Origin of the sequence: Vibrio hannami, assembly GCF_029589055.1 — a bacterium.
GTDB lineage: Bacteria > Pseudomonadota > Gammaproteobacteria > Enterobacterales > Vibrionaceae > Vibrio > Vibrio hannami.
In genome coordinates this window covers 339,832-353,399 of record NZ_JARQZP010000006.1, presented here as the reverse complement: position 1 = coordinate 353,399, position 13,568 = coordinate 339,832, and the positions used below count along the sequence as shown (strand labels likewise).

Here is a 13,568-nt window from a genome sequence, read left to right as displayed (position 1 = left end):
TCGAGGCTAGATTGGAAAATAACATCACCTGATTGTGGGGACGTTATACTGGTCGGTTTAATCATATTTATTAATCAGTGACAAAGAAGCACAGGTAACGATTAAACCAGGAGTTTTACAGTTTTTAATATCGGATTTAAGACATGTCATTACCACACGTAATCCTTACCGTTTTAAGCACTCGCGACGCTACCGGATACGATATTACGAAAGAATTTTCGTACAGTATCGGTTATTTCTGGAAAGCCAGCCATCAACAAGTTTACCGGGAACTTAATAAGATGGCACAAAACAACCTTGTTACCTGCGAACTCCAGCCACAAGATGGCAAGCCAGACAGGAAAGTTTATTCAATCACAGAAAACGGCCGCACAGCTCTTGGCGAGTGGTTCGCTCAACCAACAGCACAGCAAACTATTCGTGATGAATTTGCAGCTAAACTTATGGCTTGTGACATCGAAGACCCTGCTATTTTCAAAGAGCAGTTGTCTGGATTAATTGAAGAGGCCCAGAAGCTCGTCGTTCACTACCAGGATATTGAATCAAACTACTACACACCTGTAGAGAACTTAGACAAGCACGCCCGGCTAGAGCGACTAACATTGAGGAGAAACCTTCTAATGCGTGAAGCGTGGATTGAGTGGGCACAAGAAGTTCAAAATGAACTGGACCAGATGAACTAAAATAGTTCGGAAGATAAATAACAGAAAAGGTTGAGTGGAAATCCCCTCAACCTTTTTTAGTATTCAATGTTACAGGCTTGGTTATTGCGCGTTCGGACGAACACCCAGTGTGTGGCAGAGTGCAAACGTCATTTCAGCGCGGTTTAGCGTATAGAAGTGGAAATCTTTTACACCTTCACGACTCAGGATTCGAACCATGTCAATTGCCTGACTTGCACCAACTAGCTGACGAGTTGTCGGGTCATCCTCCAAACCTTCAAACTGCTTCGCCATCCAGCCTGGGACTTTTACATTATTCATTGCAGCAAAGCGAGAAGCTTGTTTAAAGTTTGATACCGGGAGAATGCCCGGAACGATCTCTACATCAATACCAGCGGACACACAGCGGTCGCGGAAACGAAGGTAAGACTCTACATCAAAGAAGAACTGTGTGATTGCACGGTTTGCACCAGCATCTACTTTGCGCTTCAGGTTAAGCAAATCTGCCTGAGTACTTTTCGCTTCTGGATGCACTTCAGGGAAAGCGGCAACTGAGATATCAAAATCATGCAGAGACTTCAGCAGCTCAACAAGGTCAGAAGCATACATGTCAGGAGCACCGCCACCAGGAGGAATATCACCACGTAGTGCAACGATGTTTTTGATACCATTCGCCCAGTAGTCGTTAGCGATGTCTTTAAGCTCATCACGAGATGCATCAATACAAGTAAGGTGCGGAGCCGCAACAAGACCTGTCTGATCCTTGATCTCTTTGATAATTGAGTGGGTTCTGTCACGCTCACCTGAGTTGGCACCGTAAGTAACGGAAACAAACTTAGGTTGAAGTGTTTTCAGGCGATGTACTGAGTTCCACAGCGTTTCTTCCATCTTCTCGCTGCTCGGCGGAAAGAACTCAAAAGAAACATTAATATCACCAAGCTCAGCAATATTCTGATTAAGAGCGTCAAGATGACTCGCGTGTGTATATCCCATTCCAATCTCCCTACTAACTTTTTGACGTTTAGACGTCTACATGTCTGTAGAATGTAATGAATTGAATTTAATGTCAATAGCGTTAACATGAGAAATTTTCATGCTTATAGTGAGCAGTCTTCAGAAATGGAAAGAGCCCAACAATCCGTCATTCCTGCGAAGGCAGGAATCTAAAAGGAACGTCAAGAAAAGTTTGACTAGATCCCGGACTTCGCTTTGGCTCATCCGGGATGACCGTTTTTACTATTAGCAATTCTGATTAAAGCAAACCAGCCAGACGATTTATATCCGACTGAATCGCGCCAGCGGTCACTTCTTTACCCGCACCTGGGCCTCTGATAACCAGCGGGTTGTCTTTATACCAGGCACTTTCGATAGCAAAGATGTTGTCACACGGAAGTAAGTTTGCCAAAGCATGTTCACGGGAAAGCGCTTCAATACCAACAAACGCATTGCCATTGCGATCCAGCTTTGCAACATAACGCAGCACTTTATCTTCGCGTTGCGCCTTCTCTAGTCGCTCCGCTAACTCAGTGCTCAGTATCTCTCCCTGTTCAAAAAACTCATCCAGAGTTAGGGACTCTAGCTCTTTTGGCACCAGCGATTCTACTTTGACGTTTTCAGGCTCTATAGAAAGACCGGACTCACGGGCTAGAATCACCAGCTTACGCATCACATCTGAGCCATCCAGGTCAGAACGCGGGTCAGGCTCAGTTAAGCCCTGCTGCCACGCTAAGTCCACCAGCTCCATAAACGGTATAGAACCATCATACTGCTGGAATAACCAGGAAAGTGTCCCAGAGAAGATACCAGACAAGGCTACTATGCTGTCGCCACTTTCTCGAAGATCTCTTACTGTGTGGTTTACAGGCAATCCCGCACCAACCGTTGCATTGTACAGCCAATGTCTTCCTGTTTTCTCGAAGGCGTCCTGTACGTGGTGATAAAACTCACCACATGCAGAACCCGCCACTTTGTTTGCTGATATCAGATGAAATCCTTTCTCTGCAAACTTAGGGTAAAGCATAGATAGTGGCTCACTTGCCGTAACATCTAAAACAATAACTTCATCGTATCCTTGATGATGGGTGAGCTTATCAAGCCATTCATTTTCAACATTTGGAATCGACTCATCATCAAACTTGCTTAAAACACCTTGAGGATCTATTCCTTCGTAATCCATCCAGTATGTCTGACTATCAACAACAGCAACTAGCTCGAAACTCATACCATGTCGCTTTTCTAGTTCAGTTTTTTGTTTTGCAAACAGCTCAATCCAGCTAGAACCAATGTTTCCTTTTCCACACAAAACCAGCCCAATGCGTTTCTGAGCCTGAAATAGCTGCTTATGAATAGCATTAACCAGAAGGTTGGTTTCAGTTTTACGTAATACAGCGACAAGGCTAAGGCCAGATTCAGCCTCACACATAAATTTCACCGGTGCGTTTTTAAGCTGCTGGTAGATACCATGGCTATGAATCGGATTGTTAGTGACCCCTGCCCCTACAGCAGCAATCATCGAATACCCTTCACGCAGATGAATCTCAGCTTCGATTGCAGCATCCTGCAGATACTCTAGTGCCCCAGTTGCCACTTCTGCAGTATAAGCTAACAACATCTCACCCTGATCTGACTGAACATCAAATGCCAGAGGTTGAAGCTGTGCTCTTTGCAACCGGCCCATTACGTCTGCCTGTAGCCTTTCAAAGTCATGCCCGTGAGCAAAGCTAAGCTCAATCAGCAGGACTTCATCTAGGGATGAAATAATCTTTGCGCCACGGCCAGAGGCAAGCACTCTCTCAATTCGTGTAGAACCAGATTCTGGTTGATAGCTGCATCTTAACTCCAGATTCATTGCGCTTTGAGCAACTGGCTGAAGTGTCCGGCTGTGAAGAACTGGCGCAGCCAAACGAGCAAGTTCACTCGCTTCATCAAGGCGAAGTAAAGGAAGTAGGCATGCATCATTTACTTTTCTCGGATCAGCGCTATATACGCCGGCGACATCACTCCATATAGTTACCTGTTTTGCTTCAGCAAGTGCACCAATGATTGTGGCTGAATAATCGGAACCATTTCGGCCAAGCAAGACTGTCTCTTCTTGCTGGTTTTGAGCCATAAAGCCAGTGATAACTAGTCGGTGATTGGAGTGTTGAGCTAAAACCTCTTTAGCCAAAGGCCATGAGCGGGCACTATCAACTTCTGGTTGTGTTGCTCGCTCTGCTCTTAAGAAGCTACGCGAGTCAATGGCAACGGCTGAGAGCTCCTGTTCATTTAACAGCGCTGCCAGTAACCTTGATGACCACACTTCGCCGTGCCCCTGAATATTCGCTCTTTGTGCTTCCGTTAGTGGCGCAGAGATCTCTCCAAGAGCCGATATTTCAGTATGCAGTGTATCCAGTAAAATGCCGCTATCTTCTAACAGCCCTTCAATCAAGCTACTTTGATATTCCCTTAACGACATCAATAATTCATGAGCAATACGACCATCTTTGTCCAGGGCATCAATCCAATCAATTAACTGGTTAGTCGTATCACCTGCCGCAGACACGACGATCAAATCTTCGGATTCAGAGTACTCTTTCAGTATATTCGCGACTCTTTTATAACACTCCGGATTAGCCAGGCTGCTACCACCAAACTTATGTAACTGGCGTGAAACGGTCATTTACACTTCCTCCGAAACCGAATTGAATGCTTTTTCTAAATCGCTGATAAGATCCTGGCTATCTTCAAGGCCAACAGACAGTCTCAGTAAGCTTTGGGATACACCGGCTTCCTCAAGAGCGGCTTCTCCCATAGCACGGTGCGTCATTGAGGCTGGGTGACAAATCAGGCTCTCGACACCACCTAAAGATTCTGCAAGCGAGAAAAGCTCAAGCTTTCCTACGAAGGCTTTCAGCTGCTCAAACGAGCCTGCAAACTCAAAGCTAAGCATAGAGCCAAAGCCAGACTGCTGTTTTTTAGCAATTTCATGACCAGGGTGATCTTCAAGGCTTGGATGGTAAATATTGCCAACAAGAGGTTGTTGCTTAAGAAAATCCAGCACAGCCAGAGAACTCTCTTCATGAACCTTCATCCTTGCACCCAAGGTACGCAGGCCTCTTAAGGTCATGTAGCTATCAAATGGTGTACCTGTTGCACCAATACAGTTCCCCCACCAACCCAGCTCTTCCGCATGCTCTTCTGATTTAGTGATGATAACGCCACCGATAACATCGGAGTGACCATTCAGGTATTTGGTTGTCGAATGGATTACCAGATCTGCGCCCAGCTCCAGTGGCTTCTGGTAGATAGGAGTCAAAAAGGTATTGTCTACCGCGACTAACGCGCCAACTGTTTTTGCTTTCTCACACACCTTCGCGATATCTACCACTCTCACAAGAGGGTTAGATGGTGTTTCCATCAGGATAAGTTTTGGCTTTAAGGCGATAGCTGCATCAAACGCTTCTTCATCTGTTTGATCAACAAACTGAACCTTAAAGTCTCCTTTTTGCGCTCTGGTGTTAAATAGCCTGTATGTACCGCCGTAGCAGTCATTTGGTGCCACGATTAAATCTTCAGGCCCCAGAAAAGCCGATACCATTAAATTAAGAGCAGAAGTGCCACAGTTTGTTACTACAGCACCCTTGCCCGATTCTAGCTCATACAGAGCTTGCTCCAACAAGCCCCTGTTAGGATTACCTGAACGGGTATAATCGTATTTAGGAACATCGCCAAGCTCAGGGAAACTGTAATTGGTAGATAGGTAGATAGGTGGTACTACTGCGTTGAACTGGGAATCGGATTCAATCCCTGTACGAACAGCAATTGTAGAAGGTTTCCTTTGAGACATGAACTGACTTTCCTTTTTGCTACAAAACTGACTCTTAATAATAGGAGATTTATTCACTCTGGGTTATCTTAAACCCCTATCCATTTTAAAGAGTGTTCTCTAAGAACATATTTTCAACTACTTTAACCCGCGCAAAATTAGCCGTCAACACTTCTAGACGTCTAAATGTCTTTGCTTATGGCAGTAAATCCCGCTAAAATTCAACTTTAAAATTTTTATTAGATTCTGATTACAATTAAAGGTGTGCAATGGCTGACTGGAATGGCGAATATATAAGCCCGTATGCGGAACACGGGAAAAAAAGTGAGCAAGTTAAAAAGGTCACTGTATCTATCCCTCTAAAAGTACTTAAAGTGCTAACTGATGAGCGTACCCGCCGACAGGTAAACAACCTACGCCACGCAACAAACAGTGAACTGCTATGTGAAGCATTTCTGCATGCTTATACAGGCCAACCTTTACCAACAGATGAAGATCTGAGAAAAGATCGTCCGGATGATATTCCAGCTGAAGTGAAGAAACTGATGACCGAGATGGGCATCGAGTTCGAAGCTTTTGACGAAGAGTAGTATCTGGTAGATAAACAGTGTGCGATATTTGTTATCTTATCACGAAGTGATTCCCGCAAAGGCGGGAATCTGACTGCTCATACTGTAACCTGTAACCTGTAACCTGTAACCTAGTTAGCGTGCATGGCTTTTATGCCATCTTCAATCAGTTGTACCTGTTCTAGGCCAGCGGTGGTGGCGTGCGGTTTGACGATAGATATCAACTGCAATACCCCTTGATGAATAATCTGCTCAGTGATTTTTGCTTCCTGGGACATTGCCGCCCGATAGCTCAACCAGCTAGTAGCGACTAGGTGCAAAGAGGTCACCAAAGACTTTCCATCAGCCTCGCTGACCTTAAGTAAATCCCTGTCTATAAACATCTTAAAAATAGAAGCAATATTCGCCTGCATCTTTTCCTGAACAGCCAGGTATTTTTGGTGCAGAATCGTGTCTCTTTGAAGAATCTCTGGCAAGTTGGCATAGAAGAAACGGTATTTCCACATCAATGCAAACACGGAGTCCATATAACGTTTTAGCAGGACCAGATCTTCTTCCTGGGTTCCCACCGGAGTAAAACGCTCAAGCAACTCCTCAGAGTAACTTTCAAAGATCTCCCTTACAATTTCCTGCTTATTGCGAAAATGGTAGTACAGGTTCCCAGGGCTAATATCGATATGAGCAGCAATATGGTTTGTGGTGATGTTTCGCTCACCATGCTCATTAAATAGCTCAAGCGCGGCAAGTACAATCTTTTCACGCGTCTTCATAATATCCCTTACTTCAATGTATTAAGGTAAGTATATGAACAAAGTCATGGAACGAAAAGGAACTATTACGAAAACTGAATATTTACTTTAGATGATGACGCTCTCTCGAGCGTAGCCCTCTTTGATAAGCGTGGAACGCAACCCTCTTTTGGGCTCGTCATCACCGTGAATCAGGTGGATTTCTTTCGGTGCCTTACTAATCCCTTTTACAAACTTAATCAGGTCTTGCTGATCTGCATGTGCGGAATAACCAGACATAGTATGAATATGAGCATTTATACGAACTGCTTCACCATCGATTTCAATCTGTTCAAAACCAGACTGAATCATTCTCCCTAACGTGCCCTCAGCCTGATAACCCGAAAAGATAATATCTGTACGAAAGTCTGGTAAAAGCTCTTTGAGGTAGGCCATTACTCTACCACCTTCACACATGCCAGAAGCTGCAACCACAATTGCTGGTTCGCCAGTTGATGCTAATCGGTTAACAACCGCAAGGTGCTTTCTGTAGTCACTGATTACCGTACACTGCTCAAATGCCAGCGGGTGACGCTGATCTGCTACCTTTCTTTTGGCTTCCCTACCCCATAGCTTTTTATACCTTCGATATGACTTAGTCACCCTTTCAGCCATCGGGGAGTCGAGAATAATAGGAATATTACGTTCAATTTCCGAAGAATAGATTAGTGATTCAATATCAAACAGCAGCTCCTGAGTACGACCAACACTAAATGCAGGAATAATTATCGCGCCACCATCCGATAGAGACCGGTTAATTATCTCTCTTAAACGTCCAGAACGTTGTGCAACGCTCTCGTGATTTCTATTGCCATATGTTGATTCGAGGACAAGATAATCTGCTCGCATAGGGGGAGCAGGATCTGGAAGTAAAGGAGTATTGGAAGGACCTAGGTCACCAGAAAAAACGACAACCTTATCATTTGGAAGCTTAATCTCAACATAAGCAGAACCAAGAATATGACCTGCAGGCTGAAATCTGCAATATAGATTATTACCCTTTATTCGATGCCACTTTCCATAATCAACCGGGAAGATTCTAGACTTTATCAGACTCAGAACTCTTTCGCGACTAACCTCTTTCATCCCAAGGTTAAGCTTAAGTCCATCATCCAGCATCAAGGGAATCAACTCAGCTGTTGCCGGTGTACAGATTATTGAACCTTTAAATCCGGTAGCTAATAACCAGGGAATTCTGCCAATGTGATCTATATGAGCATGCGTTACGATAAGAGCCTGAACGTGTTTTACAGGAAAATCTATATCTAACGGTTTTGAATCCTTACCTTGAAACTGGCCGCAATCTATAAGGATGCTGTGGTTTTCGTATCTCAGCTCGTGGCAAGAACCGGTTACTGTGTTTTTACCGCCGTGATGGGTTAGGTGCATATTGTGATCCTAGCTAGTACACTGGATCACAATACTAATATTCTACCTAGGTTAATTTTTGGTAAGGAGATTTATAGAGTGATATCTCAGAAGATAAGTAATCAGACTCTATCTCCAGCTCCTTTGCCCAATACCGTTTGAATGATGTAGGTAAAATATTTTTTCACTGTCATCGTTTTAATCATCTTTTGATCCCACTCTGCTAGCTTTTTTGGGGTAGACATATCTATTTCATTGACCTGTGCCAACCCCGTGATACCGGGCAGAACATCAAATACTCCCCTAGACTGTCGCTCATCGATAAGCTCGACCTGGTTAAACAAGCAAGGTCTTGGACCAACAAGACTCATTTCACCTTTCACAACATTAATCAATTGAGGCAGTTCATCTAACTTTGTCTTGCGAAGGAAAGAGCCAAATTTGGTGACTGAACTTTTCCCCACCTCATGAGTTGCAACGGACTTAGTTCCCACAGGCATCGTTCTGAACTTGATTAAAGTGAATTCTTTCTGGTCTTTACCAACCCTTTTCTGAGTAAAGACTGGCGATCTGGTGTCAAAATAACCCAGCACACAAACAACAACTAAAACTGGCCAAAGGAATAGAAGGCCGAAAAAGGAAAATAGAAAATCAAAAATACGTGTCATAATGTTTTATTCTTCAAATAGTCATCTACTGTTTTCTGGATGCCCTGTTCAACAGAGTATGGAGGTAGCCAGTCTAACTCGCTTTTAGTTTTGGATATATCTAATTGCAAGTTACCACAAAGCCTTGTTCCGATGTCTGGTTTCCCTACCAGCGTTGTAGCGAGTTTCAATAAGCTACCGGGGAATGGAAACATCATATTTTTTTGACCAAGTGATTTAGCAATCATAGCTAACAAAGACGACAGAGATACATCATTATCATCCGAAACTAAGAAAGTTTTATTGGCTGCATTAGGGTGCTCTGAACACTTAATAATCAAATCCACAAGATTATCCAGAAACACCATACTTCTTCGATTATTGATACTTCGCAATGGTAACGGAATTCCCTTCTCCACCCAACGAATCATAGAGAGAAAGTTGGCTTTTACACCTGGACCATAAACTAGTGGCAGGCGAATTATAACAACTTCCATATCACTACTATTTGAAAGCTCTTTCAACCCCTGTTCGGCTTCAAATTTACTCAGCCCATATGGGTCTTCAGGTAACCGCTCCACATCTACTCTGAAAGACTCACCAGGCTGCGTTAATTCTCCATTTACCTTTATTGAGCTCAGGAAAACAAATCGTTTCACTCCAGCCTCAGCAGCCTGCCTGGCAAGATTAAGCGTTCCCAGGGTATTTACTTCCTTGTAAGCAGAAAGAGCATCAGTATCGCTTTCCTTCATTTGATGAACTCGAGCAGCGCAGTGAATGATGCAATCGACACCATCAAAGCAACCTTTCCAATTTTCGTCTGAAGAAACGTTCTTGTGAACAACGTTTCCATTAACGCGTTCAGTTAAGGCACCTTTACTATCTGCACGCTTATTCAAGATACAATGCCAGTGCTTACTGGCAGCCACAGCCGCTACTTCCTTACCGACAAAACCTGTACTACCTGTAATCAGAACTTTCAAAACAACCTACAAGTTGAAGTTATAGTTTAAAAATGAGGTTAGTTTAGTGAGTAATACACAAAACGAAAACCACAAATTGCTATTTTGCTAGCAGTGACTACTCAAGCGGTCTACAATACCGCCGATAACAATTATTAGATGAACAACAAATCCAGGCTTTAGATGTTTACACCAGTTCAATTTTTGCTCGATGCTTCTCGAAGAAATAAACGAATTATCAGCATCATATACGATATTCTAGCGATCATTTTTTCTCTTTACTTAGCAATTGCTGTAAGGCTGGGAGTATATAGCTTTGATATTGGTGTCGAAGAAGTTGGAAGTATGCTTCTTACACTAGGTGTCACGCTTTATTGCTTCGTGAAGCTGGGTATGTATCGTGCTGTGCTTCGTTATATGACAATCCCAGCATTGGGAAACATTTTTTTTGCAGTAATAATTTCGACCGTTACTCTCGCAGTAAGCAGCTTCTTTTTTAAGTCATTTGTCCCTAGAAGTGTTCCCTTTATATATGCTGGCCTTGCAGTACTGACTTTGGGTGGCCCAAGAATTTTTATCCGTGCGGTTTACTATCACTACTACAAACGACAAAAACCGAACGTATTTATTTATGGCGCAGGAGCCACAGGCCGAGAGTTAGCATACGCACTAACTCAGGGAGGAGAATACCACCCTGTAGCCATGCTAGACGATGACAAAAGTAAAGCTGGCCAAATTATTTTTGGGATACGAGTTCACCATAGTAGTGAATTTGAGAAGCTTAGCTCTTTATATGAACCGGTTAAACTGCTATTAGCCATCAACAATATCAATAAAGGTAAGCGGTTACGATTGGTTGAAAAACTATCCACCTGGCCTATCGAGATTCAATCGGTCCCATCGGTGGAAGATATAGCTACAGGCAAAGCCCACTTAACAGATGTTAAAGATCTTGACGTCGCTGATTTGCTTGGAAGAGCTCCAGTAGATCCCGATGAGCAACTGCTTTCAAAAAATATTACAGGCAAAAATGTAATGGTTACAGGAGCCGGTGGCTCAATAGGTTCAGAATTATGCCGACAAATTCTAACTCAGAAACCTAAGACTCTGGTTCTTTTTGAGCTAAATGAGTACAACCTTTATTCGATTGATCAAGAGCTTAAGAATATAAAGTCCAACTTAAAGTCTGATACCAAAATAGTGGCTACTTTAGGTACAGTACAAAGAAAGAACCGTGTTCTTAATATGCTTAATGCACACAATGTACATACTGTATATCATGCCGCCGCTTATAAGCACGTCCCAATAGTAGAAGATAATATTGTTGAAGGTATACGAAACAACGTATTTGGTACGCTAGCAACCGCTGAGGCTGCTCTAGAAGCAGGAGTCGAAAACTTTACTTTAATATCAACAGACAAAGCTGTCCGACCAACTAACATTATGGGTGCGAGCAAGCGAATGGCAGAGCTTGTTTTACAAGCCTTGGCAGATAAAGACTGCTCAACAACCTTTACTATGGTTCGCTTTGGTAACGTACTTGGTTCATCAGGCTCAGTTGTCCCTCTATTTAAAAAACAAATACGCAAAGGCGGCCCGGTTACCGTAACTCACCCCGATATAATTCGTTATTTTATGCTAATCCCTGAAGCTGCTCAGCTCGTAATTCAAGCAGGAGCAATGGGACATAACGGACAAGTGTTTGTCTTAGACATGGGTGAACCAGTAAAAATTCTAGACCTCGCTAAGCGTATGATTCACCTGATGGGTTTCAAAGAAATAATTGACGCAGAGCCAGAAGAGGGAGACATCAAAATCAACTTTGTTGGCCTTCGCCCAGGTGAAAAGCTCTACGAAGAATTGCTTATTGGAGAAAATGTAGAAGGTACAAGCCATCAAAAGATCATGACCGCTAAGGAAGATAAGTTGAGTTGGGTAGAAATGGAGCCGTTGTTAGATCAGCTAGATTCATGTTGTCATGACTTTGATGTGGAATGTATAAAGAGAATATTGTTGGAAGCCCCAACTGGTTATACTCGGAATAAAAACGCATGACCTTATATATTTCCGTTGTAAGCCACCAGCATGATGACATGATTGCTAATAGTGACACGCTAAAAAGCTTGGCAAAATACTATAAAGTAGTGGTCAAGGCCAATACTAAGCCAACAGAATCACTAATCAATTACTGTAACGAGTCTGGCATTTACTTACTTGTTGGAGCTCAACCTAAAGGCTTCGGAGCAAATAACAATGAGGTTTTTCGTTTCGCTAAACAAGAGCTTGGTATGTCTAAAGATGACTTTTTCCTGGTGTTAAATCCTGATGTTGAGCTCGAACTATCCAGTTTGTCAGATCTAATAGAGCAAGCAAGTAACTACCAAGCTGACATCTCAGCTATCAACCTGTATACGGATAAAACATTCAATAAATACGACAACTCAATCCGCCGTTACCCTAGTTTATTGTCACCGCTCAAGTCTTTGATAGGAATGCGAAGAAACGATATCTACGATAAAAGTAAAATAAAGGAACCGGTGAAAGTTGAGTGGGCGGCAGGTTCCTTTCTACTATTTACAGTCAACAGCTTTGAAAAGTTGAGCGGGTTTGACGAAAGTTACTTCATGTACTTTGAGGACGCCGACATATGCACACGAGCAAATAAACACAATTTGAATGTTTACTATTTTCCAGATGTCAAAGCTGTCCATTTCGCATCGCATCAAAATAGACAACTTCTATCAATGCATTTTATCTGGTATTGGAAAAGTTCTTTACGGTACCAAGTTCAGCTACATTGGGGAACTTGAATTACGACGTTTAGCTCTAGAATAAGAAATGCCATCTCTCACACCGCGAATCAGGGACTTCAAGTGCCCTTTTTTTTCATCTGTGAATGCAATAAGAAATACCTGATGCACAATTGAAAATACTACTTCTCTAAAGCTCGTCAGTTTAGGAATGTACGAATAATTAGTAAGAATAAACGAGTTCCGAATACGATAGTATCGCCTTGCTGATGAGTGAACAGGAACGCGCCATTTCAAAAATTTCAAATTGTTGGAGCCTATTTCATGCTCCATAACCAATTGTGGAGCGACTAATATAAGAATTCCAAGATGCTTAGCCCTTAGACACCACTCTGTATCAACATAATCTATGAACAAAGACTCTTCCATCAACCCCACTTGATCTAGGATTTTCTTTTTGACTGCCATTCCCGAAGAAATGATGCAAGAAGCTTCGATCGGATGGGTAAACTGACTAGGGTACAGTTTTCGTCTTCGACCTAATTTGTTCAATTTTATTACTGGATACTCAAACTGAGAAACGCGATTATAAAATCTGGGCCCTATTATGACCTCTCGGCCAAATTCATTTTCTAGCTTCTGATAAGTTTGTTCGACTGCCATCAAGTAATCGCTACCAATCGATGAATCTTGATCAAAAAATACGATAAGGTCGTCTTTATCAGTTCGCAATTGCTTGATCGCTATATTTTGTGCTGTAGCAATACCCAGGTTGTCACCGAGGCGAATAAAATTCACGTACTCAAACGATTGGCAAACTTCTGCAAGCTCCTCGGCGTTTTCGCTACCATTATCAACAACAATGACGTTGTTTCCATGTGACTGACAAGCAGTTAATAATTGCTCCACACTCGATAATTCTGGTTGAAAGGTAACAATAATTGACGTGATCGACAAAGAGCACTCCTATAGTCTACAAAGGGTTATATTTAACAGTAAAAAATTATCAGTACATAGA

At 42.7% G+C, this 13,568-nt stretch carries 12 protein-coding genes; 4 read left to right on the top strand and 8 right to left on the bottom strand.

Annotated features, from left to right (window positions below; translation table 11 throughout):
• Positions 1-143: 143 nt before the first annotated feature.
• The gene (locus tag P7F88_RS12950; protein WP_277825323.1) at positions 144-683 is read left to right on the top strand and encodes a PadR family transcriptional regulator; all 540 of its coding nucleotides are present in this window, start codon (positions 144-146) and stop codon (positions 681-683) included.
• A gap of 81 nt (positions 684-764) precedes the next feature.
• Here the strand turns inward: P7F88_RS12950 and metF are convergent, their stop codons facing one another.
• The 3 genes from metF to P7F88_RS12935 all read right to left on the bottom strand — a co-directional run bounded on the left by metF (position 765) and on the right by P7F88_RS12935 (position 5,487).
• A complete protein-coding gene (metF, locus tag P7F88_RS12945; RefSeq protein ID WP_277825321.1) occupies positions 765-1,655 on the bottom strand; it encodes a methylenetetrahydrofolate reductase in 891 nt (296 codons plus the stop codon).
• Positions 1,656-1,914: 259 nt separating this feature from the next.
• Positions 1,915-4,320, bottom strand: coding sequence for a bifunctional aspartate kinase/homoserine dehydrogenase II (locus P7F88_RS12940; protein WP_277825319.1), 2,406 nt, complete (start codon positions 4,318-4,320; stop codon positions 1,915-1,917).
• Positions 4,321-5,487, bottom strand: a complete 1,167-nt coding sequence (locus P7F88_RS12935; RefSeq protein ID WP_277825317.1) for an O-succinylhomoserine (thiol)-lyase — start codon at positions 5,485-5,487, stop codon at positions 4,321-4,323.
• Between the two features lie 248 nt (positions 5,488-5,735).
• Between P7F88_RS12935 and metJ the strand changes: the two genes are divergently transcribed.
• A complete protein-coding gene (gene metJ, locus P7F88_RS12930; protein ID WP_277825315.1) occupies positions 5,736-6,056 on the top strand; it encodes a met regulon transcriptional regulator MetJ in 321 nt (106 codons plus the stop codon).
• 110 nt (positions 6,057-6,166) lie between these two features.
• Here metJ and P7F88_RS12925 read toward each other — a convergent pair whose 3' ends face one another.
• The 4 genes from P7F88_RS12925 to P7F88_RS12910 form a co-directional block, all read right to left on the bottom strand.
• Positions 6,167-6,805: a TetR/AcrR family transcriptional regulator gene (locus P7F88_RS12925; RefSeq protein WP_277825313.1), complete on the bottom strand. Its 639-nt coding sequence runs from the start codon at positions 6,803-6,805 to the stop codon at positions 6,167-6,169.
• 87 nt (positions 6,806-6,892) lie between these two features.
• Positions 6,893-8,212, bottom strand: a complete 1,320-nt coding sequence (locus tag P7F88_RS12920) for an MBL fold metallo-hydrolase (protein WP_277825311.1) — start codon at positions 8,210-8,212, stop codon at positions 6,893-6,895.
• Between the two features lie 101 nt (positions 8,213-8,313).
• Entirely contained in the window at positions 8,314-8,859 is a 546-nt protein-coding gene (locus P7F88_RS12915) for a sugar transferase (RefSeq protein ID WP_422127908.1), read from the bottom strand.
• Positions 8,856-9,821 (bottom strand): UDP-glucose 4-epimerase family protein, encoded by a 966-nt coding sequence (locus tag P7F88_RS12910; RefSeq protein WP_277825309.1) that lies wholly within the window; start codon positions 9,819-9,821, stop codon positions 8,856-8,858. Before P7F88_RS12910 ends, P7F88_RS12915 begins: the two co-directional genes overlap by 4 nt.
• A gap of 162 nt (positions 9,822-9,983) precedes the next feature.
• On the opposite strand from P7F88_RS12910, the gene P7F88_RS12905 reads away from it, so the two are divergent.
• Both P7F88_RS12905 and P7F88_RS12900 read left to right on the top strand, forming a co-directional pair.
• Complete coding sequence (locus tag P7F88_RS12905) at positions 9,984-11,855, top strand: polysaccharide biosynthesis protein (RefSeq protein WP_277825307.1); 1,872 nt, start codon at positions 9,984-9,986, stop codon at positions 11,853-11,855.
• The gene (locus tag P7F88_RS12900; RefSeq protein WP_277825305.1) at positions 11,852-12,610 is read left to right on the top strand and encodes a glycosyltransferase family protein; all 759 of its coding nucleotides are present in this window, start codon (positions 11,852-11,854) and stop codon (positions 12,608-12,610) included. Before P7F88_RS12905 ends, P7F88_RS12900 begins: the two co-directional genes overlap by 4 nt.
• Here P7F88_RS12900 and P7F88_RS12895 read toward each other — a convergent pair.
• Positions 12,593-13,507 carry a glycosyltransferase family 2 protein gene (locus tag P7F88_RS12895; protein ID WP_277825303.1) on the bottom strand — a complete coding sequence of 305 codons (915 nt, stop codon included), beginning with the start codon at positions 13,505-13,507 and terminating at the stop codon, positions 12,593-12,595. The genes P7F88_RS12900 and P7F88_RS12895 overlap by 18 nt on opposite strands.
• Positions 13,508-13,568: the final 61 nt, after the last annotated feature.